Raw genomic sequence first — 21,235 nt, forward strand, 5'->3', positions numbered from 1 at the left:
ACCCTAAAGTAGGATAAGTTACAATCCTTGAAGATGTTAACTTATTCATAGCCTTTCAGTTATTGTTTTATAGCTTCAGGTCTAATTATGAAATTCATTTCTACACTGGTTTCTGGAATCACAACAGCCATTACAACTCTCACGTTAGTTACAAGCGTGGGAGTGGCTCAAATGGCTGAAGTTCCCCAAGCGAATTCTAAAGGAGATTTTGTGACTGCAAAAGTTCAAGGAAATCGAGGACTTTATAATAATATTTATTGGTTAGTTGTTGACCCCGAATCTCTCAACTGTCGGAATACTCCCGAAGGAACGATTAAAGCTAAATTAGTGTCGGGAGCGATTATTAATGCCCTGTTTTCTAATAATGGTAAAGGAGATGCCATTGTTCTTAAAAATGGTCAACCTTGGTTAAAAGTAGAAAGTATTCATCCGGCTGGCCCTCGGTTTAATTCAGGAGTGTGTTATGTTCGGGCTAATTTGAAATATATTGCCCCCATTAATGCAGATTATCTTGAGCTTTTTACCAAGGAATAAAAGTTATGCGTTTTATTAACCCTAAAACTGATTTTGCCTTTAAAAAAATTTTTGGTTCATCAGAAAGTAAGGATATTTTAATTAGTTTCCTGAATGCTTTGGTTTACAATTCTGAGCTTATCATTCAGGATTTAGAAATTTTTGATCCTTATCTTTCTCCCAAAATTACGGGTTTAAAGGACACTTATTTAGATGTTAAAGCTCAACTCAATACAGGTGAAATTGTAATTATTGAGATGCAGGTTTTAAATGTAGAAGCCTTTACCAAACGAGTTTTATATAATGCAGCAAAAACCTACTCGCTGCAATTAGATGCTGGACAAGGCTATCGATTTTTAAAACCTGTTATTGCTTTAACGATTACCGATTTTATTGAGTTTGAAAATACTGATAAACTCATTTCTCGGTTTGTCTTTAAAGAAAAAACTCAAAACTTCAATTATTCTGAAAATGACTTAGAATTAGTGTTTGTGGAATTACCTAAATTTCAGAAATCCTTAGAAGAATTAGAAACCTTAACGGATAAATGGATTTATTTTATGCAAAAGGCTCGATTATTAGAATCTGTTCCTAAAACGTTGGAAAGTGTTCCTCAGATTCAACGGGCGTTTCAAATTGCTAATCAAACCAATTTAACCCGTGAAGAATTGGATGAAGTTGAAAAACGAGAACTGTTTTTACAGGATCAAAAAAATGCAATTACTTTAGCTCAAAATGAAGCAAAACGTGAAAAAGCAATAGAAATTGCTCGTCAACTTTTAAATATTTTAGATGATCAAACCATCAGTCGAACAACAGGATTGAGTTTAGAAGAAATTCAAAATTTGCGTTATTTTCGTTCTTAAACTCTCAACTCTCAACACAGATATCGACCATATTTGGCAATAATAGGGGTCTTATTTTGTTGTTGATTCGTTAACCAAGCCCATAATTGATCTCCCCAGGAAAAATGCCACCATTCATTGGGATGTTGTTGAAATCCTGCGGTTTTCATCACTTTGGATAAAATTTGACGATTTTGATGATAGTTTTGTTCCGTTGGGTCTGAACTGTTTTCAAAATAGTTGGGGTAAGATCGAGGAGAAATTTCATCAATTTCTGACCCCATATTCAGCCATTTTCCGGTTTCATTTACTAACGTAATATCCAGTGCTGCACCTGTACTATGGGGGGGCGGTGTAGCGGGATCTAAACTGGGAGATGCCCAAAATTGATCAACTTCTGTTAAGATAGATTGGTGTTGTTCTGCGGAAAGAGAGTGTTGATTTAATCCCCGTTCTTTTAATAACTGATTAAAAGAATAATCTACCATAAATTGTTGCACTTCTACGGGACGATAGGCATCAAAAATGAGAATTTTCCAGTTAGGATAATTGTCTTGTAAGAGCAATTGTGCGGTTAGTAAACGCTCTAAAACACTTTGTCTTAAATAATAGGGAGAATCTACCGCCGAAAGATGATAAGGCGCACCTAATTTTTGATACCCATGGGGAGTTTCTACGACAAATTTTTCTAAGGGAATCTTAACGAGAGGTTCACCGCAGTCTTGAATGGTAATTTGTTGATAAGGTTTCATAATATTGGTTAATTTTAAGTAGTAAGCCCTTCAGGGCTTAGAGTCCTGAAGGACTCACTACGGTTTAGAGTCCTGAAGGACTCACTACGGCTTAGAGTCCTGAAGGACTCACTACGGTTTAGAGTCCTGAAGGACTCACTACGGCTTAGAGTCCTGAAGGACTCACTACGGTTTAGAGTCCTGAAGGACTCACTACGGTTTAGAGTTTCGGGATGCAATGACCGCATAAAAGGGATCGCTTCCTCCCATTCCTAACATTTGCATAAATAGAGGGGTTTTAGATTGGTTAGAAATAACTTCTGGGGAACTAAAACCGGGTAAATGATTGATTTGAACTGAATTAAAATATCCTTTTACTAATTCAATACGATGGGCTTCTGTTTCTTCTCGCCAAGCTGCGATCGCTTTTTGATAAAACATTCGATTAGAAAAGCTAATAATGGAAATTCCACCGGGTTTTAAAATTCGATGAATCTCTGAGACAATGGCTTCAGGATATTGTAAATATTGAATTGAGACACAGATTAAAACCGCATCAAACTCTTGATCTGATAGGGGAAGTTTAGGATTTTGATTTAAGTCTTGAATAAAATAATGATCGAGTTGAGAATTTTTAGCTAATTCTTCTTCGTTCATTCCATGTCCTTCAACATGAGCAAATTCAATATCATTGGGAAGATGAGACACCCAACTACTCATTAAATCTAAAATGCGTGTTTGGGGTTTTAAACGGTTTCGATAGAGGGTGGTTAACTGATCAATAAAGGCTTCATCGACGTGGGTAACAAAACGAGGAAAAGAGTAAAATAGAGAGTCGTCTGTCTCGTCTAATTTAATCCGTTGATGACGTTGCAGTAACATAATGGGATTGATTAAGCGTGAGTTCAATTTGATCTGGCAATCTGAATATTAAGAATTGTATCCTATTTTCAATTAAATGGCTATAATGATTCTAATATTGATTTATTAGTCAAAAAACAAGATTCAGAATCGATCTGAAACATACGATAGAAACTCATGCCTCGTACACCTATATTAACCTTTGATCGGGGTACATTATTATTACATCCACCTCCACAGGGAAAAAGTTGGATTGATTTTGCCACCTGGGATGATCGGGTGGAAAAATTTAGAATTCCAGCATATTATTATCGTAGCTTAGTAGAAACATTACGCAAAAATCAAGTTAATTTTATTGATCAAGCTCAGAATTTTAACTCTTTAGAATTAACCCCTAGTTTTGAAATGCCTCCCTATGTTCATCAACAGGAAGCTTTAGAAGCTTGGCAAGCGGTGGGAAGTCAAGGGGTTGTCGTTTTACCCACTGCTTCTGGGAAAACTTATTTAGCTCAATTAGTCATGCAAGTGACGGGATATAGCACTTTAATTGTGGTTCCCACATTGGATTTAATGCACCAATGGTATGCCCATTTATTGGCAGCCTTTCCTGATATTGAAATCGGATTATTAGGGGGAGGATCGAAAGATAGAACGCCAATTTTAGTGGCAACTTATGATAGTGCAACGATTCATTGTGAAACGTTAGGCGATAAATATGGGTTATTGATTTTTGATGAATGTCATCACTTACCGACGGATTTCTATCGCGTCATTGCTGAATATTCCCTCGCTCCTTATCGGTTAGGACTAACAGCAACCCCGGAGCGTTCTGATGGTAGGCATAGTGATTTATCAATCTTAATTGGGTCTACCGTTTATCGAAAAACACCGGAACAGTTAGCCGGAGGAGCATTAGCTAGTCATAAAGTTGTCCAAATTCTAGTTAAACTTTCTCCTAAAGAACGAGAAATTTATCAAGAACAAATGAAAATTAGAAATGAATTTATTAAAGACAATAATATTAAATTATCGAGTTTAGAGGGGTGGAAACAATTTGTGATGTTAAGTGCGCGATCGCCTTTAGGAAGACGGGCAATGTTAGCCCACCGACAAGCGAAAGAGATTTCATTATGTACCCATGGGAAATTAAGAATATTAGGAGATTTACTCGCTCAACATTATCCTGAAAAAACCTTAATTTTTACAGCCGATAATTCTACGGTTTACCGAATTTCTCAAGCCTTTTTAATTCCAGCTATTACCCATCAAACCCCCATTAAAGAACGCCATGAAATTTTAACTAAATTCCGAGAAGGAGAATATAAAACCCTGGTTGCATCCCATGTTTTAAATGAAGGGGTTGATGTTCCCGATGCTAAAATTGCAATTATTTTATCAGGAACCGGATCAGAACGGGAATATATTCAACGGTTAGGACGGGTTTTACGCAAGGGAAATACCCCCAATAAACAGGCGATTTTGTATGAAGTGGTTACGGAAGATACCAGCGAAGAACGTACCGCCCAACGTCGCAAAGGAGAAACGAAATCTAAACCCCAACCCCCGAAAAAAGCCTCGAATTCTGGTTATCAACAATTAGATATTTTTCAACCCACTCCTTTATATAGTCGCCCCAATTCTCAAAGCAAACGAGTTGCTGAATCTTCTGAACAATGGAATTCTTCAGAAGAGTCTGAATATAATAGGGAACAGGAAGAAGCAAAAGACTTTAATCTCTAGGTTTTCTGCATCAGCTTTGGTTAATCACTGTGTTTGTATGGCTACTCTATGATAGGATTTAAAAATATATTTTCTTACAACCATCTTGTGAATTTAGGAACCTTAATTTCTCATGCTACCTTCTGAACTTTTAAGTTATAAACAACAGGGAGAAACGGTTATTCCCCTGCGTTTAAATATTGATACAAAACATATCAATCTAGCAACGGATGTGATTCAATGTTTTGAAGAATCTGTGAATCAAACCCAAGGAGAACTGAATAAGAAATTACAGGAATTTGAAGGGGATAGTCCTGACTATCGGTTGAAACGAGGATTAGCTCATTTATTAAGAAGTAGTTTTTGTACCTTTGAGGTTGTTAGTCCCTTAGAACCTGTAGAATTACGACAAAAAGTATTTGCATTAGCGGCGAAAACTGTACCCAGTTCGGCGGCGACAGAACACACCTTAGAACAGTTAGCGACTCAACTTAGCCAAGACTTAAATCGAGAGGTTTTACCGCATCAAATTCTATCGGGTCTTTACGCAGATTTACAGGAAAATCGAATTTTAACCCAATTAGATTCTCCCACTCCAGAAGCATTATTACATCGGTATAATTTATCTCAAGTTCAGGGTATTTTCTATCAAGCCAGCCAAATTATTATTAACGCCTATCGCAATGACCCAGGGGAATATAAACTATTATTTCGATATTTAAAATTATTTCAATTAATGACGTATATTGAAGGAGATGCCGATCAAGGATTTACCTTAACGATTGATGGGCCGACGAGTTTATTTAAAGCCAGTACCCGCTATGGTTTATCTTTAGCTAAAATGATTCCGGCTTTACTTCATGTCACAAAATGGAGTTTAAAGGCGAAATTACAACAACGTGACCCCTATACTCGTGTGGTGAGAACGGGTTATTTTAGTTTAAATTCTGATTGCGGTTTGGTCAGTCATTATCCACCGGGTAAACCCTATGATAGTATGATTGAACAATCCTTTGCTGAACGTTGGAATAAGTTAAAAACGGAATGGAAATTAGAACGTGAAGTTGATTTAATTCCGCTTCCGGGGAGTGTAATGATTCCTGATTTTCGGTTAGTTCATCCTGATGGACGGGTGTTTTTATTAGAGATTATTGGCTATTGGCGACCGGAATATTTACAGAAGAAGTTTTATCAAGTTCAACGTTCTGGATGTGATACTTTAATTTTAGCGATTTCTGAACGGTTGAATTTAGAAAATGCTGGAATTAATATTAATCGTCTCCCGGTTCCTGTGGTATGGTTTAAGGATAAGTTATCTCCCAAGGCGGTATTAGAAATTTTAGAAAATCAGCTTGACAATTTTAACAAAAATTAGCTATAATTAAGGCTAGGTTTAGGTTTTTATGTTTATGTTGGCTCAATCTCCTCGTCCGACTGAAACGTTATACGACCAAGACTATTATCTCTGGTTGAAAACAACGATTAACCAACTCCGTGCTAATCAGTTTTCACAGGTTGATTTAGAGAATTTACTGGAAGAATTAGAGACAATGGGGAGAAGCGAAAAACACAAAATTGAAAATTTATTAGTTAAGCTATTTGAGCATCTCCTAAAATTGCAATTTTGGCAAGAGGAACGAGAGCGAAATCAAGGACATTGGAAAGGGGAAATTATGGCATTTAGGAGACAAATTAACAAGCAACTTAAAACCAGTCCTAGTCTAAAACCTTATATTTTAGAAATCTTTGATGAATGTTATGAAGATGCCCGGAAAGAAGCGAGCGCTCGTTCTCAACTTCCGTTAGAGACTTTTCCAGTAATTTCAATTGGATCTTTAGAACAAATTTTAGATGAAAATTGGTTTCCGATATAACTTTTCTCTAATGAGGAGATTTGTGTCCCAGAAAATTCGTGAACTTAAAGCCATTTTACTGAAAGCCGGATTTACCTATCGACCGGGTAAGAGTAGTCACACAGTATGGAGTCATCTTCTTTTAGAAAACAGTGTATCAAGCGAGGGGGAAACAATTACCATCAGTGCAGATATAGGTTTTCTGGGGATAAAAACCCTCACTAATATTTTGCTCCTGTTCTAATTGACCCAAGAGAAAATAGTGATCGCTATCAAACTCCATAACTTAACTTTGTTTCATTAAGCTGTTAATTTTGTTGAACTTGGATAAATTCAATATGGGGTAAGAGGGGATCTTTAATCATACCAATTCCCGCAAAACCCCAGCGCTGTAAAATCGGTTTAATTTGCGAACCTGTAATTGATTCTACCGCAAACCTATCTTTCAAATCCCCCGCGTGTTTGTTTAAATAACCCAAGGCATCAAATTGTTCTGAAAATAATAATAAATAACTTGATGGCCTATCCGGGTTAGGACGGGCGGTGACATAACGGCCATCAGATCTCGCTCTAAGAATATAATAAACTTCTGAAAACATTTTAACACAATCCTCAGCGTTTTAAAACAAAATGAAACGATGGAAAACCCTCAGATTTTAACGTAAATCTTCTAATTTTATTCGAGGGTCAACGGCTTTTAAAAGTAAATCTGCTAATAAATTACCAATAATTAACATCACCGCCCCCATCATTAAACTCGCCATAACTAAATATAAATCCTGTTGTTGTACTGCTTGCAAGATTAATTTACCTAATCCCGGCCAATTAAAAAAGGTTTCCGCAATAAAAGCTCCTCCTAATAAACTGGCAAATTCAAAGCCTAATAACGTAATTAAAGGGTTAACCGCATTGCGGAGGGCATGAATATAAATAACGCGATTTTCCGGGAGTCCTTTCGCCCTAGCAGTTTGAATATAATCTTGACGTAAAACATCTAAAAGCTGCCCCCGCATTAACCGTTGTAACCCAGCAAAACTGGTAATACTTAACGCTAAGGTGGGTAAAATACTATGCCAAGCAATATCAGCAATTTTTCCCAAAGGAGATAAATCCGGGAAATTAATACTGGTCATTCCACCAACGGGAAATAAGGGGGAGGTTTTTTGAGCTAAAAACAATAATAATAAAGCTGTGATGAAACTGGGAAAGCCTTGTCCGGCGTAACTAATCACTTGTAAAAATCGGTCAATGAAACGGTTTTGATGAACCGCCCCAACAATGCCTAACGGAATTCCAATCGCCCAAGTGATAATTAAGGATAAAATGGCTAATAATAACGTAGCCGGAACTCGTTCTAAAAGCAAAGAAGTAACAGACCGTTGATTGGCAAAACTATAGCCAAAATTGCCGTAACCAACAATTTGCCCTAACCAATACCAATATTGTTCCCAAGCCGATTTATCAAGGCGAAATTGTTGTCGCAATTGGTCTAAGGTTTCCGGTGAAATTTGGGGATTATTCGAGAGGTTATCTAAATAATCTCCAGGGGCAAGTTGAGTAATGGTAAAACATAAAGCCGAGGCTAAAAATAGCGTTAAAATAGCTTGTAATAATCGTTTGCCAATATAGACCAATGTTTCACTCATCATCTGGATTTTCCCCTTTTATAACCTGCAAATAACGTCACGGAAAACCTGGAATTATTAATCGTATTGTAACAAACTAATCACCGGAACATCGGGCAATTGTTCTCGACCCTTTAAACCCGTGAGTTCCACAACAAAACAAAATCCGGCAACGGTAGCCCCCGCTTGTTGAACTAATTCAGCCGTTGCTTTTGCTGTCCCACCTGTGGCAATTAAATCATCTACAATTAACACCCGATGTCCTGATGAAATTGCATCTTGGTGCATTTCTAAACAATCCGTGCCATATTCTAATTCATATTCAGCCCGATAGACGGCGGCGGGTAATTTTTTAGGTTTACGGATAGGAATAAACCCGACTTCTAATTGATAAGCTAAAGGCATTCCAAATAAAAATCCCCTCGACTCCATTCCGAGAATATAGTCAGGAGACAAAGGACGACATTTTTCCGTTAAACAATCAATGGTATACCGCAGTCCTTGGGGGTCTTGTAACAAAGTCGTAATATCTCGGAATAAAATTCCAGGTTTAGGAAAATCGGGAATTTCCCGAATGAGAGACTTTAAATCCATGAGTATTGTAATCAACGAGAAAATAGAATAGACTCAGGGAAATTGTCTCTCATTCTGTGCCCTCTGTCGAGTTATTTTTTCCCTTTGTGTTTGCTGTCTTCATCAGGAAAACGAATAATATCATCGTCCCCCAAATATTCGCCATTCTGTACTTCAATCATCACCAAAGGAATCACCCCAGGATTTTCTACGCGGTGGGGGGTATTCATGGGGACATAGGTGGACTGCTTTGGAAGCAGTAAAGTTTCCTCGCCCCCACAAACGACTTTAGCGGTTCCTGCTACTACAATCCAGTGTTCACTGCGATGATAGTGCATTTGGGTACTGATATGATAACCTGGATTGACGACAATGCGATTAATTCGGTAGCGATCGCCTTCTTCAAGTAAACTCACCTGACCCCAAGGCGGTGTCCGAGTTGTACTTTCTTCGGAAATAGGGGTTTGTGCGGTTTTATCTTTGCTCATATTCTTGTCAGTATCAGAGAATACCAATTTTATCACCTAATTTTGGGGTTAAAATCCCTCTTCATCTTACCGATTCATGAATCCGAATTCAACAATTATTGTTCAAATTCAAGAATCTGGTCAAAATATTTACCAAGGACTGCCAATTAAAGTAAACGCTGACCAATAATAAGGATGAGTCAAAGTTTGAGGCGGTAAATTTCCCAGTTCTGGCGGCAGGAGAATTGTTTGTTTCTCATCGAGTTGTAAATAACCTTTTTCTAATTTTACCTCGCCTTTTAAAAGTTTAATTTGAGCTTTTCTTAATGCCTCCGCTTTAATTTTAGACCCCTGTAATTGACGATAAAACTCAGTCATTAACCCCAACGTTCCCTCATCACTAACATACCATAAACTCGCTAAAGCTGATTTTACACCCGCTTGAACGGCTAACCCCGCAAATCCGAGTTCTGCGTGTTCATCCCCTAAAGCAGTACGACAAGACGACAAAACTAATAACTCCACTGCGGGTTTATTCCATCCTAACTGTCTTAACTGATTTAAACCCAATCGTTCCTTATCCCACAATTGTATAAAAGAATTATCAGGATGTCCGGGGTTAAATTCACTATGGGTCGCTAAATGAATAATTTGATAGGGATAATCTCGCCGTTGACGAATTAAATTATTAATCGTAAACGCTTGATTCATAAACACATGACCCGACCACATCCGTTGAGTAATTAAATTTAACTCAGTTTCCACCGCAGGTAAGGGTTGTAAATCCACAAACTGACTCGCTCCCATGGCTAAAACTTGCGTATTTTCCAGAGAACGATAACGAGTATCTAATAAACTCAAACTGGGAATTAAACTCAAACTATAATTTTCGACTAAAAAATGCTGACCGTCGTGGAGTGCCGCCATCGGTAAACTGCGTAACCCGGCATCTAAACTTAATAATAAGGTTTCAATATTACCTGCTTTTAATTGAGATTTAATCGGAGCAATTAACCAGCGATAAAGTTGTTGAGAAGCTGATAAATAATTCTCCGAATTTCGATCTCGTGGATTTGTAATTCCGGCTCTAAACTCCTGAACTTTCGCCATTAATTCGGCATGAGAAACATCAACACGTTTCAATTGCGGTTTTCCATTTTCCGTTAACACCACCACATCTAAATCATTTTTCCTCAACATCACATAAACCACCGCCGCATGGGTTCCCGTTTCTCGATAAATGCGTTTTAAAACCGATGCTGCATCCGCCGTTGTTAACGAAAAACCTACCACGTCTTGACCGAAATATTCGGCAAATTCATCCCGACGTAATTCCTCTAAGCCAGTAAATCCCCCCCAATTTCTATCCTGTAATTGCGTTTGATTAGCACTAAAGATTAAATTATTAACTTCACGAATAGGAATCTCTAATTTTTGTTGAGCATTAACGTCTTTTAAGCCCGGAAAACCCATCATCGGAGGCATTCCCGGTGCACCATTTCCAGGAACTAATCGAGAATCCAACTGCAAAATCCCCGGAGAATGATTTGAAAACGGCCCAGAAGTTATCCCCATTGAGGAAGGGTTAGTATTACTTAAAATCATCTGACCTTGAGCATTCACACTCACATGATTTGCTGGACTATTAAAGGGAGAACCTGTTAGTAATTCAGGTAAAGCCAAAGGACTCACCGACCCATTTCCCAGAGTTGCTGTCACCGGAACTTCTAAATTTAACATTTGTCCCATTCCTGATAACTGAACAAAATGACCATTCCCCCCTGGAGTAGGCTGGGGTGCTGCATTTCCTGGTATTGAATGGGGAGCAGGTGAGAGGGGACTGGTTGAAAACATAGAGGGCGAATTAGGCGGTAAAACAATATTATTTCCACCCATCGGTTGATTAGGAATTTGCATGAAATTCCCCGGCATTGGAGAGACAGAGTTAGGGCTAAAAACAGGGGAATTATTAACAGGAATAGCCGGAAAAAATAGTGCGGAATTTAGATTCGAGAGTTGGTTCGGGGGGACAGCACGCCCCTGATGTTCCCCAGGGACAGCCATGACACCCCCAGAAACCCCAGGCATTTCAGCCATCGCCGGACGAATAAGACCATTTAAAACCAAAAGGGGGATCAATTTTGCAGTGAATCGATGGGTTTTCATGTCGTCTAAACTCCTTAGACATCCGGCGAATCCAGACGCCTATCAATAGTTTAGGATATTTTCTGCCTAAAAAATCAGGCTTTACCAACTCTTTACCGATTGCCTATTTATTTCTTCAACCCTTGATTTAACCATTGCTGCATTAACTTAATTTCCGCTTCTTGAGATGTTAAAATAGCTTGAGCAAGTTGTTGAATTTCCGAGCGTTTTGATTTGGTTTGAGCATCTTTTGCCATGATTAATGCCCCTTGATGATGGGGAATCATCGCGGTGAAAAATCGTTGATCAAAACCTGAATCAGCCGCTCCTAAATCACCCATCATCATCATTGAATCCATTTCTTGCGAAGACATGGGCATACTATGACCCATCGCCCCATGATAAGCAATGGCATCTTTTGCTTGGGGATACCACGTTTTCCGCCATTCCTGCATCTGAGCAATTTCTTTTTCTTGAGCTTTAATGATGTCTTCGGCTAATTTTTTAACTTCAGGACGAGTCGATTTTTGGAGAACTTGTTGAGCCATGTTAATAGCGCCTTGATGATGGGGAATCATAGCATCAATAAAGCGTAAATCATACTCAACATCGGCTGGGCCTAAATCCATGCTCATGCCATGATTTTGACTCAGGATTGTTTCAGAACTAACGGGAGTTGCTGTTGAAGAATTAATCGGTTTAGAAGAGGATTCAACTGTTGTACAAGCACCTAAACTTAAGGTCAGGGAAATTCCGAGAAGGGAAGATAACAAGTCAGGGTTAAATCTCATAAAGTTTGGGTTAAAAATTCAGAATGGAAAGGTGAATCTGTTAGAATAAAAGCGGAGTTAATCTCAGAGGTAAACTCCTCAGTTTTAGTTTGACATTCAAAAATGAAATCAGGATGAAATGATCAAAAATCATCACCCCTCATCGTCTCCTTGGAAAGTTATTCAACTTTTAGCCGAGATTCGTTCTCCTTGGGTAACGGTAATTGCGGAACAATTACAAGATGATCAAGGCAAAATTGTAGACTATTGGCGAGTAGAAAAAGCTGATTCTGTTGTGATTTTAACGATTCAGAATCAAACCTTGATTTTGCCTCGACCTATGTATCGTCCAGGAGTTGGAAAAACCACACTTGATTTTCCAGGAGGACGAGTTTCCTCAGAACAAACACCTTTAGAAGCAGTTCCCTTGATTCTCCAAAAAGAGTTAGGAATTCAATCTCATGAAATTGCTCAAATTCTCACTTTAAATCATGAGGGATGGGCAATTAATAGTTCTTTTTCTAACCAAAAATTATATGGATTTATGGCTGAGATTTTACCGAATATTTCTATCAATCCCGAACAAATTGGGGCAATTTACCCGATTACAACTCAGGGAATTGAAGCGTTACTCAAGGATTTAGTTTGTCTTCAATGTCGAGGAATTTTATTAGAATGGAAACAGCAATTTAAAATAAATTAGCATCTGAAGTATCAACTACAATAACCCGATCTCGTCCCTGTTTTTTAGCTTGATATAAAGCGATATCTGCTAGTTGTAATAACTGATCACAGGAGTTTCCATGATCAGGAAATCCAGCAATTCCAATAGATACCGTAATTCCTTCTAAAAAATTATAGGAATATTCCTGTTGTAAGTTTTTAATTTTGAGGCGGATTCCCTCAGCAATCATTTGAGCAATTTGAAGATTGGTATTCGGTAAAATAAAGACAAATTCTTCACCGCCATAGCGATAAGCCATATCAGAAATACGGAGAACATCTTGTACTGTTTTACTCACCAATTTCAGAACAATGTCTCCGGCTTTGTGACCAAACTTATCATTAAAACTCTTAAAATAATCAATATCTGTCATTAAAATACTTAAACATTCTTGCACCTTTTGTGCTGAATTGAGTACCTGGGGAAATACGGTGTCTAAATATCGGCGATTAAATAATCCTGTTAGGGAATCATGAATACTATCATAATGTAAGCTTTCTTCTACCAGATTACTATGTTCAATCGTGGTTTCCAAAATTAACTCTAAATCATTTTTTTCCTGACGTAATAAACCAACTAACGATTGCAGGTGTTCTTGAGAAGCTTGGAGTTTCATTTGCGCTAAATGACGTTCGTGAATTTCTGCTTTTAGTTGTTGATAGGATTTCTGTAATTGAGCTTCTACTAAATCCCCATGAGCCGTCGTAATTTCTAATAAAATTTCTAGATCAGCTTTTTCCTGCTTCAGGGTTTTAATCTTCTGGCGGAGTTCGTAAATACAGTCCAGTAGTTGTTTTTCAGAACAAGGATCATTTTCCATTAATTTATGCTAGTCATCAAGGATGAAATAATAAGGAAAGTTGTCTAAATTTAATATACATTTAAAATTCATCCTATTCAGATTGGATGAGTTGACTATAGCAAGAGTTCAGTGGCGGTAATCGCACAGTTTCGTCCTTTGGCTTTTGCTTGATATAAAGCGGCATCAGCCGATTCAGTGATTTGCAAACTCGATAATCCGTGGACGGGAAAACTCGCAATTCCCAAAGAAATTGTCAGATTTTCCCAAAATGGGTCATGCTTTTCTAGCCTCAATCTTTCAACTCCTAAACGCAGTTTTTCTGCTAAAATTTTAGCTTCTTCTAAAGACGTTCTGGGTAAAATCAGCATTAATTCTTCCCCTCCATATCGACAAGCTATATCTGATTGACGAATATTGTCAATCAAAAATTGACTGATTTCCTGTAGAACCACATCTCCGACTTGATGACCCCATTTATCATTAAACCTTTTAAAATTATCGATATCAATCATAATAACACTGAGGACTTGCTGATATTCCTGGGCATATTTGAGATGACGGTCTAAGGATTTTTCCTGATAACGCCGATTAAACAAACCAGTCAAGGGATCTCGAATGCTAAGATTGTGAGTATATTCTTCAATAAAATCTCCATGAGCCGTTGCTGTTTCTAAGATAATTCTCAGATCATGATTGGCTTGGTTGACCGTTTCCAGTAAGCTTCTAAGTTGACGTTCTGATGCTTTTAATTTAGCTTCAGCCAGTTTTCGCTCTCGGATTTCCAGGTGCAATTGTCGGTTGGATTCATATAATTGAGATTCTACTAAATCAGCATGAACGGTTGTTGCTTCTAATAAAATTTCTAAATCCAACTTTTCCCGTTTCAAGGTTTCTAACTCTTGAGAGAGTTTTTGCATTTCCAAGAACAGTTCAGAGACTGAGTGGGGGGTAGTTTGCTGCATCTTTAAAGTATCCCTCTGGTCTATCAATAAATACTTTAGTTTAGCCTTTAGCCTTCATGGGTCATGGAAATGAAAGAAATTATTTAATCTTGAGTTCCAAAGTTGGCATTAATCGTTGTAAATTTTTTAGGGATTTTCCTTGCCAGGGAATTGTATTAGAGGCTAAAATGATTAATCCCATTTCTTTCTTTTGACGAACTTTAATAACAAATTTAGACAGCATATTAATCCCCGAACTATTCAAAAACTCTAACTCTTGGAGATCCAGGGTAATCAAGGTGGGTTCTTCTAGCAAAATATCATTCAGTAACTTAATCACAGGATTAGTATCTTCAAGACCACTCAAACGCAATGAACCTGATAAAGTGATGGTATTGGTACTACTTTCATAGCTCACTTGATAATCTTCCGTTTTAAATTCTTTCATCACCATTGTTATAATCCTTATATTTTGGGGGTAAATTAAACGTGAAATTGTCAAGTTTAAATGGCAAGTTGAACCATTGTTGTGACGTTGACAATTTTAGGTTCTGTTTGAATGGTTTCAAATTTCCATCCCAATCGAGCGAAGTAATCATTAATCATGGTTAAATACCCTAAGCCCGACTGGGTATCATTTTCTAAGTTTTGTTCAATTTGCTGAATGTACAATGTTTCAGTATCAGAATTTATGAGTTTTTCAATAAATTCTTTAAAGGGTTTAACAGCTTCAGGAGTAATGCTATTCACAACAACAAAGATTAGTCTATCTGTTTTTAAATACAGTTGAATACTAATAGGTTGATTGACGGTATCATCGCTAAATTTCATCGCATTTTCTAATAATTCATTTGCAATAAAACTAACGGAACTTTTAATGTCATTTTGTCGAGATGAAGTCGCTTGATCATATTCACTTTTGGGAAAAAATGTTGTTACATAATCAGCCATAAAATTAGCTGACAATCCATTATTCCGCCAACGCTGTTTGAGTGGCATGGAATAGGGAGAGAAACCAATCATCAGAAATTCGTTACTGACGGGAGGAACTTCAACAAAGTCGCCAAAAATCTCGGTCATAAATTCTTTAAGTGATAACAAACAAAAGGCTATTGAGCTAATCATTTTACTTTTTTACAAAAAGTAAACGAAGGTAAAATAAATAAATTTAGGGAAAAGCACTAAAACAGTGGGAGTCGAATCTCTAAGTGTAACTGGTCTAGGGTGAGTGTAAACAATCTAACCCCATAAAGCAGTCTGGTGAATGGTTGTCAACTTCCCGATTGAAATCTTAGACCTAGATTACTGAACTTGTGTACAAGCTGTCAAGAAACAATTAATCTAGATCCTCCCGGTCTAAAATTTAACTCCTTTTCTGTTTCTTTCAAGCTGAATTTGCTGATCCTGTGGAAACAATGCAGATTACCTTGAGAAAGATTGCAGCACACGCTGTAAATAAATTTGAGCAACTTGATCCGATGGATTTTCCCGCAAACAGGCTTCAAAACAATGAGCAGATTCAGGAAAGGCTTCCAGATGATAGAGGGTTAAGGCTTGTTCAAATAACGTTTTTGTTGCCACTTTTCTGCGATATAAATCGGGCGGATCAGCATCAAAAACTTCAAAAACTGATACCATTTCTGATTTGCCTTTCACCCTAACTTTATCAATCACACGGAAGGAATAAATATTGGGATCTTCCAGTCGCAAAAAGGTATGTTCACTAATTAATAAAGGGATGCAATAACGTTTACTTAATTCCTCTAGTCGAGCCCCTAAATTGACAGCATCGCTAATAACGGTACTATCCATTCTGTGTTGTCCACCCACGATCCCCAGCATTAAATCCCCCGTATTAATTCCAATGCCAATTGTAATCGCAGGACGATTAGGACGTTGACGAGTGAGATTATATTCTGACAAGCGTTGTAACATTGAAATTCCAGCTTTGACGGCATCATCCGCACTCCCTCCAAACAGTGCCATAATCGCATCGCCAATATATTTATCAATAAAGCCTCGATTTTCTGTAATCGCAGGTTCCATCCGCGATAAATAAGCATTAATAAATTTAAAGTTATCTTCAGGAGTCATCCGTTCAGACAGTTGGGTAAAACTCCGAATATCTGAAAATAAAATCGACATTTCTTTTTGTACCGCATCCCCCGATTTAACATCCACTAAACTTTCATAGCCTAAAAACGATAAAAATTGATTCGGAACAAATCGACCCGCCGCATCCGTTAATTGTTCTTCTTCATCTAAGGCTAATTCTAAATTACAATTAATCTCAAACATTTCTTCAATAAACCGTTGCCGTTCTTCTTCGGCTCGTCGGCGTTCTGTAATGTCTTGAAACACGCCAATGGCATAGGCAATTTGTCCCCATTCATCATAAATTGGGGTTCCCCAAGTTTGTAAGGGAATAATCCGCTCTAAATATTCAATTTCTAATTGATCAATACTGCCAATTCCCTCATGCAAAGCTTTAAAAATAGGTAAATTTTCTAAGGGATAGGGTTTCTTAATATCTGAGGATGAATTAGAATAAATATTCAATTTTAAAGGGGGATCAGAAAAGAAAACTTTGTTTCCTAATAACTCTTTAACCACTTGATTCGTATAGTATAATTTTCCGGTTGCATCCACAACCACAACTCCTAATGGAATCGCTTCTAAAAGTTGATAGAGTCGTTGATTTTGTACCCGTAATTCCGTCATTAAATCCAAATTTTCGGTTTTAAGCCGTTGGTTGAGTAGGGTAATTTCTTGATAGGCTTGGGTTAATTGAGTTTTCTGAGCTTCAACGGTTTGTTTTTCTTTTTTTAATTGGGTGAAGCTGTCTCGTAATTGAGCTTCTTTCTGCTGAAGCAGGGCAACTTTTTCTTCTAAACCTGCATAAAGACGGCGTAATTGTCGAGTCATTCGGTTAAAAGCGATCGCTAATTGTCCGATTTCATCATCGGTTGTTACTGGCGCGACTAAGGTTAAATCTCCATCCGATACTTGAGTTGCCGTGTGAGTAATTGCTAAAATGGGACGAGTAATTTGTCGAGCTAAAATATAGACTCCTAGAGCTAAAATAACCGCCGATGTTAATCCAACTGATAAAATAATCCAAGCCAATCGGTGGGCTGGTGCATCAGCTTCTGATTGGTGCATTTCTACTAATAATGCTAAGTCTCGTTGATCTAACCACCGATAAACCCCAATGACTGGAATTCCTGCATAGTTTAAATAGATTTTGCGACCGTCTTCTCCTGCTAACGCCGCTTCAATTCCCCGGCTATGAATCTCAGCCGGAAAGTCCTTTCGACCAAAACCTTCGGCGGTGACAAACCTCTGAGATCGATCCACTAAATAAGTTTCCCCACTCTGACCTAAACCGGTTTTATCAAAAACAATTTCTTCCATTTTTTTTAAGTTCAGATGAGTAACTAGCACCCCAAAGACATTTTGATCTTGTCCAATAATGGGTGTGGAAATGGTTAAAGTGGGTTTATTCGTGATCGACGAAAAATAAATATTTTGCACAAAAGTATGGTAACGACCTTCTTTAAAATATTGTTCGTTAAACCGATATTGGCCTTCAAATTGGGGATTGGTCGAAAAAATAACTTTTCCGTCCTTAGCTGTCAAAAGCTGTACTTCCTTTAAGTCTGGTTTAGCCGCTAGAGCAGAAGCCATATACTGCTTAATTTGAGTATAGGCATCCCTCCATTGGGGGGAACGCGCATCCACCGTCAATAGAATCGCTGCGGCTGTTTTGAGATCGGGTAATTGTGCTAAAGAAACGGTTGCATTTTTTTGGTTCTCCACCCATAGATTTAACGCTTCTTCTTTCAGGGTAGCCGTCACTTCCAATCGGTCAAACACCAACTGTTGAATAGAGGCTTTGGCGCTTTGAAAGGCGATGGCCCCCACACAGAAGACGGTTACTACAGATAACAGTAAAAAGTAGACCACAAGCCTGGACATCAGGCTTTTTGTCCAGAATTTCATTCAATTGGCCCTTCATCACCTGTCACAACTCACGTTTTCAAGGTCTTTTGTCTGGCTAAGGACTTTATTTTGTCTATCTTAGCTAGTTCCGAAAGAACTCATGGCAGCAGCCTCAATTGGTGATCCTTATTTTATCGGGTTTCGGTTGACCCTTGAGTATTAAGGCTTTATTGTTAACAGCGAATCCCTCACACCTGACCCTTGAGTTCATGCCAAAATTGAGGAACTGTTAACTTGAAATTTACCTCCATGTCAAGACCTACCGTCTATTTAGCGATTACAAATCATGGATTTGGTCATGCTGTGCGATCTGCTGCGGTTGCCAATGAAATTCAAAAGCGTTGTCCTGATGTGTTATTAATTCTGGTGACAACAGCACCTCGATGGTTATTAGAATCTTATCTGGAGGGGGATTTTATTGTCCGTCCCCGTGCTTTTGATGTGGGAGTAGTGCAGTCTGATAGTTTAACAATGGATCAAGCCGCAACCTTACAGCAATGGCAACAAATTCGCCAACAAGACCGTTCAATTATTGCCGGGGAAGTCAGTTTTATTAAACAAAATAAAGTTAATTTAATTTTAGCAGATATTCCTCCCTTAGCTTCAGCGATCGCCTCATCTGCGGGAATTCCCTGTTGGATGATGGGGAATTTTGGTTGGGATTTTATCTATCGAGATTGGGGGGAAGAGTTTATGGAATTAGCGGATTGGATTTCGGGTTGTTTTAGGCAGTGCGATCGCTTATTTCGCTTTCCTCTCCATGAACCGATGACGGCTTTTCCCCATACCATTGATGTCGGTTTAACGGGGGGAAATCCTCGGTTTAATTTAGAGGCTTTGAGAGAAAAATTAGGAATTACGACTCCTCCTGAAAAAACTATCTTATTAACCTTTGGCGGTTTAGGATTAAATGCGATTCCAGTTCATAATTTTGAACAATATTCTGATTATACTTTTATTACCTTTGATGTAAATTTACCTCCTTTCCCGAATTTAGTTCAAGTGAGTAATTTTTTGCAATTACCGGATATTCATTCCCATTTATTTCATTTGCGTCCGGTGGATTTAATGCCTTTGTGTGGACGAGTTATTTCTAAACCGGGATATAGTACCTTTGCGGAAGCTTTACGCTTAGATATCCCTTTAATTTCTTTAACTAGGGATGGATTTGCCGAAGCCCCGGTTTTATTAGACTGGTTACAAAATTATGGGGGGCATCAAATTATCACAGCTAGTGATTTTTTTGAAAATAATTGGGATTTTATCAATCAACCCCTCCAACAACCTCACCTTTCGGAAAGATTAGATAAAAATGGCAATGAAGCGATCGCTCAAGCGGTTGTTGACTATCTTTTGAATTTACCTTAAAATATAAGAAAAATAAAGCCCTGAAGGGCTTACTACGGGTTTTGATTATGGCGCATTATCAGGAAATTTTAGATGTTCAAACCAGTGGTAAATCATTTTCTAATGTTACCGCTTATGTGCAGGAAATTGTTAAAAATTCGGGAATAAAAATCGGAATTTGTCATTTATTTTTACGGCATACTTCCGCTAGTTTAATCATTCAAGAAAATGCTGATCCTGATGTGTTACGGGATTTAGAAAACTTTTTATCGAAATTAGTTCCTGAAGGTAATTATTATATTCATGATGCGGAAGGTTTAGATGATATGCCAGCCCATATTAGAACTGTTCTCACCCATACCTCTGAACAAATCCCCATTTCTCAAGGACGATTATTATTAGGAACCTGGCAAGGAATCTATCTCTGGGAACATCGTCGCCATCGTCATACCCGTGAATTAGTGGTACATATTATGGGGGAATAATATTAACACATTATTTTATTTATGGAAATTATAGGTTATAATTTTGATTAATACGATTGGAGGTTAATCGTTATGGTACAACAAACCCATCCCATTCATGACGAATATCCTGAACCCAAAGGAACTTTAACCCGTTCTCTGAGATATTATGGGAGAACTCCTGAAGAACAAATAAAGATTAACCAAAAAGGTCTGGAGTTAATTAAAATTTGGCGTCAGGAACAGTTACATCGAGAAAAAAACATGACTCCGCAAGAATTGGAAACCTCACAAATAAATTGGAAGGGGATAGAAACAATAATTGATGAAAATCGTAGTCGCAAGTTATTTTCATAATCTATGATTGTTTTTTTGGATACAGGGGTTTTGGGAGAACTCAGTAATCCTAACGCTTTACCCAAAGTTATTGCTTGTCAGAACTGGTTTGAGAAATTATTAGCTAGGGGGGTTTATTTTGTTTCTTCTGAACTCTGTTTTTATGAAATAAAACGCAGTTTAGTATTATCTATTAAAACTGGAGCTACCGATGAAGGACTCAAAAAATTAAACGCTTTAAGGACAGTTGTAGATTTTTTAGACGTTGATCAAACAGTTGTTGAATTAGCAGCAGAAGTTTGGGCACAAGCTCGATTACTGGGAACACCAACAGCCGACGAAAAAAATATTGATATCGATATGATGATTGTTGCTCACTGGCGACTTTTAACAGAGGAGTTTCCCGGTCGTTCCGTCGTTATTAGTACAACCAATGTCAAGCATTTAGGGTTGTTTTCCAATGCTGAAAAATGGCAAGATATTAGTTATTAAATCTCTAGTTACAGTGGGGTGAGTC

The 21,235-nt window shown here is 37.9% G+C and carries 23 protein-coding genes; 10 read left to right on the forward strand and 13 right to left on the reverse strand.

Translation table 11 applies throughout. The features are described 5' to 3' along the window. Positions 1-87: 87 nt before the first annotated feature. Positions 88-534, forward strand: coding sequence for a hypothetical protein (locus tag IQ236_RS05185; protein ID WP_193868274.1), 447 nt, complete (start codon positions 88-90; stop codon positions 532-534). A gap of 5 nt (positions 535-539) precedes the next feature. Then, positions 540-1,379 (forward strand): Rpn family recombination-promoting nuclease/putative transposase, encoded by an 840-nt coding sequence (locus IQ236_RS05190; protein ID WP_193868275.1) that lies wholly within the window; start codon positions 540-542, stop codon positions 1,377-1,379. An 11-nt stretch (positions 1,380-1,390) separates the two neighbouring features. On the opposite strand, the gene IQ236_RS05195 is transcribed toward IQ236_RS05190, so the two are convergent. Both IQ236_RS05195 and IQ236_RS05200 read right to left on the reverse strand, forming a co-directional pair. Next, a complete protein-coding gene (locus IQ236_RS05195) occupies positions 1,391-2,110 on the reverse strand; it encodes a M15 family metallopeptidase (RefSeq protein WP_193868276.1) in 720 nt (239 codons plus the stop codon). 192 nt (positions 2,111-2,302) lie between these two features. Further along, positions 2,303-2,971 (reverse strand): class I SAM-dependent methyltransferase, encoded by a 669-nt coding sequence (locus IQ236_RS05200; RefSeq protein WP_193868277.1) that lies wholly within the window; start codon positions 2,969-2,971, stop codon positions 2,303-2,305. Positions 2,972-3,127: 156 nt separating this feature from the next. On the opposite strand from IQ236_RS05200, the gene IQ236_RS05205 reads away from it, so the two are divergent. The 3 genes from IQ236_RS05205 to IQ236_RS05215 all read left to right on the forward strand — a co-directional run bounded on the left by IQ236_RS05205 (position 3,128) and on the right by IQ236_RS05215 (position 6,543). Continuing rightward, positions 3,128-4,690 (forward strand): DEAD/DEAH box helicase, encoded by a 1,563-nt coding sequence (locus IQ236_RS05205; protein ID WP_193868278.1) that lies wholly within the window; start codon positions 3,128-3,130, stop codon positions 4,688-4,690. Between the two features lie 112 nt (positions 4,691-4,802). Next, positions 4,803-6,044, forward strand: coding sequence for a DUF790 family protein (locus tag IQ236_RS05210; RefSeq protein ID WP_193868279.1), 1,242 nt, complete (start codon positions 4,803-4,805; stop codon positions 6,042-6,044). A gap of 34 nt (positions 6,045-6,078) precedes the next feature. Then, the gene (locus IQ236_RS05215; RefSeq protein ID WP_193868280.1) at positions 6,079-6,543 is read left to right on the forward strand and encodes a DUF29 domain-containing protein; all 465 of its coding nucleotides are present in this window, start codon (positions 6,079-6,081) and stop codon (positions 6,541-6,543) included. Positions 6,544-6,830: 287 nt separating this feature from the next. Here IQ236_RS05215 and IQ236_RS05220 read toward each other — a convergent pair whose 3' ends face one another. The 6 genes from IQ236_RS05220 to IQ236_RS05245 form a co-directional block, all read right to left on the reverse strand. Further along, on the reverse strand, positions 6,831-7,121 hold the full coding sequence (locus IQ236_RS05220; RefSeq protein ID WP_190516032.1) for a hypothetical protein: 291 nt from the start codon (positions 7,119-7,121) through the stop codon (positions 6,831-6,833). A gap of 57 nt (positions 7,122-7,178) precedes the next feature. Then, a complete protein-coding gene (locus IQ236_RS05225; RefSeq protein ID WP_190516034.1) occupies positions 7,179-8,171 on the reverse strand; it encodes an ABC transporter permease in 993 nt (330 codons plus the stop codon). Between the two features lie 54 nt (positions 8,172-8,225). Beyond that, positions 8,226-8,741, reverse strand: coding sequence for an adenine phosphoribosyltransferase (locus IQ236_RS05230; protein ID WP_193868281.1), 516 nt, complete (start codon positions 8,739-8,741; stop codon positions 8,226-8,228). 71 nt (positions 8,742-8,812) lie between these two features. After that, entirely contained in the window at positions 8,813-9,208 is a 396-nt protein-coding gene (locus tag IQ236_RS05235; protein ID WP_193868282.1) for a phosphomannose isomerase type II C-terminal cupin domain, read from the reverse strand. A gap of 129 nt (positions 9,209-9,337) precedes the next feature. Further along, a complete protein-coding gene (locus IQ236_RS05240) occupies positions 9,338-11,353 on the reverse strand; it encodes a CHAT domain-containing protein (protein ID WP_193868283.1) in 2,016 nt (671 codons plus the stop codon). Positions 11,354-11,460: 107 nt separating this feature from the next. Next, positions 11,461-12,123 (reverse strand): DUF305 domain-containing protein, encoded by a 663-nt coding sequence (locus IQ236_RS05245; protein WP_193868284.1) that lies wholly within the window; start codon positions 12,121-12,123, stop codon positions 11,461-11,463. Between the two features lie 118 nt (positions 12,124-12,241). Here IQ236_RS05245 and IQ236_RS05250 point away from each other — a divergent pair, with 118 nt between their 5' ends. Next, entirely contained in the window at positions 12,242-12,805 is a 564-nt protein-coding gene (locus tag IQ236_RS05250) for an NUDIX hydrolase (RefSeq protein WP_193868285.1), read from the forward strand. On the opposite strand, the gene IQ236_RS05255 is transcribed toward IQ236_RS05250, so the two are convergent. The 5 genes from IQ236_RS05255 to IQ236_RS05275 form a co-directional block, all read right to left on the reverse strand. Beyond that, positions 12,792-13,646 carry a GGDEF domain-containing protein gene (locus tag IQ236_RS05255; RefSeq protein ID WP_193868286.1) on the reverse strand — a complete coding sequence of 285 codons (855 nt, stop codon included), beginning with the start codon at positions 13,644-13,646 and terminating at the stop codon, positions 12,792-12,794. The two genes, IQ236_RS05250 and IQ236_RS05255, sit on opposite strands and share 14 nt — an antisense overlap. A 95-nt stretch (positions 13,647-13,741) precedes the next feature. Then, positions 13,742-14,590, reverse strand: coding sequence for a GGDEF domain-containing protein (locus IQ236_RS05260; protein WP_193868287.1), 849 nt, complete (start codon positions 14,588-14,590; stop codon positions 13,742-13,744). Between the two features lie 79 nt (positions 14,591-14,669). Continuing rightward, positions 14,670-15,023 (reverse strand): slr1659 superfamily regulator, encoded by a 354-nt coding sequence (locus IQ236_RS05265; RefSeq protein WP_193868288.1) that lies wholly within the window; start codon positions 15,021-15,023, stop codon positions 14,670-14,672. A 50-nt stretch (positions 15,024-15,073) separates the two neighbouring features. Continuing rightward, positions 15,074-15,649 (reverse strand): slr1658 superfamily regulator, encoded by a 576-nt coding sequence (locus IQ236_RS05270; protein ID WP_193868289.1) that lies wholly within the window; start codon positions 15,647-15,649, stop codon positions 15,074-15,076. Positions 15,650-15,991: 342 nt separating this feature from the next. Further along, complete coding sequence (locus IQ236_RS05275) at positions 15,992-18,547, reverse strand: adenylate/guanylate cyclase domain-containing protein (protein WP_193868290.1); 2,556 nt, start codon at positions 18,545-18,547, stop codon at positions 15,992-15,994. 273 nt (positions 18,548-18,820) lie between these two features. Here IQ236_RS05275 and IQ236_RS05280 point away from each other — a divergent pair, with 273 nt between their 5' ends. From IQ236_RS05280 to IQ236_RS05295, 4 genes are all read left to right on the forward strand, one after another. Continuing rightward, positions 18,821-19,939 (forward strand): glycosyl transferase, encoded by a 1,119-nt coding sequence (locus tag IQ236_RS05280; RefSeq protein WP_193868291.1) that lies wholly within the window; start codon positions 18,821-18,823, stop codon positions 19,937-19,939. Between the two features lie 47 nt (positions 19,940-19,986). Further along, positions 19,987-20,403, forward strand: a complete 417-nt coding sequence (locus IQ236_RS05285) for a secondary thiamine-phosphate synthase enzyme YjbQ (protein ID WP_193868292.1) — start codon at positions 19,987-19,989, stop codon at positions 20,401-20,403. A gap of 72 nt (positions 20,404-20,475) precedes the next feature. Continuing rightward, a complete protein-coding gene (locus tag IQ236_RS05290; protein WP_193868293.1) occupies positions 20,476-20,739 on the forward strand; it encodes a hypothetical protein in 264 nt (87 codons plus the stop codon). A gap of 3 nt (positions 20,740-20,742) precedes the next feature. Then, the gene (locus IQ236_RS05295) at positions 20,743-21,210 is read left to right on the forward strand and encodes a PIN domain-containing protein (protein WP_193868294.1); all 468 of its coding nucleotides are present in this window, start codon (positions 20,743-20,745) and stop codon (positions 21,208-21,210) included. The last annotated feature ends 25 nt before the right edge of the window (positions 21,211-21,235 follow it).

The organism is Planktothrix mougeotii LEGE 06226 (assembly GCF_015207485.1).
Taxonomy (GTDB): domain Bacteria; phylum Cyanobacteriota; class Cyanobacteriia; order Cyanobacteriales; family Microcoleaceae; genus Planktothrix.

What these genes read in the sequence shown, in the direction of transcription:
- IQ236_RS05185 (WP_193868274.1), top strand. Translation starts at nt 88, where the DNA reads ATGAAATTCATTTCTACACTGGTTTCTGGAATCACAACAGCCATTACA.
- IQ236_RS05190 (WP_193868275.1), top strand. Translation starts at nt 540, where the DNA reads ATGCGTTTTATTAACCCTAAAACTGATTTTGCCTTTAAAAAAATTTTT.
- IQ236_RS05195 (WP_193868276.1), bottom strand. Translation starts at nt 2,110, where the DNA reads ATGAAACCTTATCAACAAATTACCATTCAAGACTGCGGTGAACCTCTC.
- IQ236_RS05200 (WP_193868277.1), bottom strand. Translation starts at nt 2,971, where the DNA reads ATGTTACTGCAACGTCATCAACGGATTAAATTAGACGAGACAGACGAC.
- IQ236_RS05205 (WP_193868278.1), top strand. Translation starts at nt 3,128, where the DNA reads ATGCCTCGTACACCTATATTAACCTTTGATCGGGGTACATTATTATTA.
- IQ236_RS05210 (WP_193868279.1), top strand. Translation starts at nt 4,803, where the DNA reads ATGCTACCTTCTGAACTTTTAAGTTATAAACAACAGGGAGAAACGGTT.
- IQ236_RS05215 (WP_193868280.1), top strand. Translation starts at nt 6,079, where the DNA reads ATGTTGGCTCAATCTCCTCGTCCGACTGAAACGTTATACGACCAAGAC.
- IQ236_RS05220 (WP_190516032.1), bottom strand. Translation starts at nt 7,121, where the DNA reads ATGTTTTCAGAAGTTTATTATATTCTTAGAGCGAGATCTGATGGCCGT.
- IQ236_RS05225 (WP_190516034.1), bottom strand. Translation starts at nt 8,171, where the DNA reads ATGATGAGTGAAACATTGGTCTATATTGGCAAACGATTATTACAAGCT.
- IQ236_RS05230 (WP_193868281.1), bottom strand. Translation starts at nt 8,741, where the DNA reads ATGGATTTAAAGTCTCTCATTCGGGAAATTCCCGATTTTCCTAAACCT.
- IQ236_RS05235 (WP_193868282.1), bottom strand. Translation starts at nt 9,208, where the DNA reads ATGAGCAAAGATAAAACCGCACAAACCCCTATTTCCGAAGAAAGTACA.
- IQ236_RS05240 (WP_193868283.1), bottom strand. Translation starts at nt 11,353, where the DNA reads ATGAAAACCCATCGATTCACTGCAAAATTGATCCCCCTTTTGGTTTTA.
- IQ236_RS05245 (WP_193868284.1), bottom strand. Translation starts at nt 12,123, where the DNA reads ATGAGATTTAACCCTGACTTGTTATCTTCCCTTCTCGGAATTTCCCTG.
- IQ236_RS05250 (WP_193868285.1), top strand. Translation starts at nt 12,242, where the DNA reads ATGATCAAAAATCATCACCCCTCATCGTCTCCTTGGAAAGTTATTCAA.
- IQ236_RS05255 (WP_193868286.1), bottom strand. Translation starts at nt 13,646, where the DNA reads ATGGAAAATGATCCTTGTTCTGAAAAACAACTACTGGACTGTATTTAC.
- IQ236_RS05260 (WP_193868287.1), bottom strand. Translation starts at nt 14,590, where the DNA reads ATGCAGCAAACTACCCCCCACTCAGTCTCTGAACTGTTCTTGGAAATG.
- IQ236_RS05265 (WP_193868288.1), bottom strand. Translation starts at nt 15,023, where the DNA reads ATGGTGATGAAAGAATTTAAAACGGAAGATTATCAAGTGAGCTATGAA.
- IQ236_RS05270 (WP_193868289.1), bottom strand. Translation starts at nt 15,649, where the DNA reads ATGACCGAGATTTTTGGCGACTTTGTTGAAGTTCCTCCCGTCAGTAAC.
- IQ236_RS05275 (WP_193868290.1), bottom strand. Translation starts at nt 18,547, where the DNA reads ATGTCCAGGCTTGTGGTCTACTTTTTACTGTTATCTGTAGTAACCGTC.
- IQ236_RS05280 (WP_193868291.1), top strand. Translation starts at nt 18,821, where the DNA reads ATGTCAAGACCTACCGTCTATTTAGCGATTACAAATCATGGATTTGGT.
- IQ236_RS05285 (WP_193868292.1), top strand. Translation starts at nt 19,987, where the DNA reads ATGGCGCATTATCAGGAAATTTTAGATGTTCAAACCAGTGGTAAATCA.
- IQ236_RS05290 (WP_193868293.1), top strand. Translation starts at nt 20,476, where the DNA reads ATGGTACAACAAACCCATCCCATTCATGACGAATATCCTGAACCCAAA.
- IQ236_RS05295 (WP_193868294.1), top strand. Translation starts at nt 20,743, where the DNA reads ATGATTGTTTTTTTGGATACAGGGGTTTTGGGAGAACTCAGTAATCCT.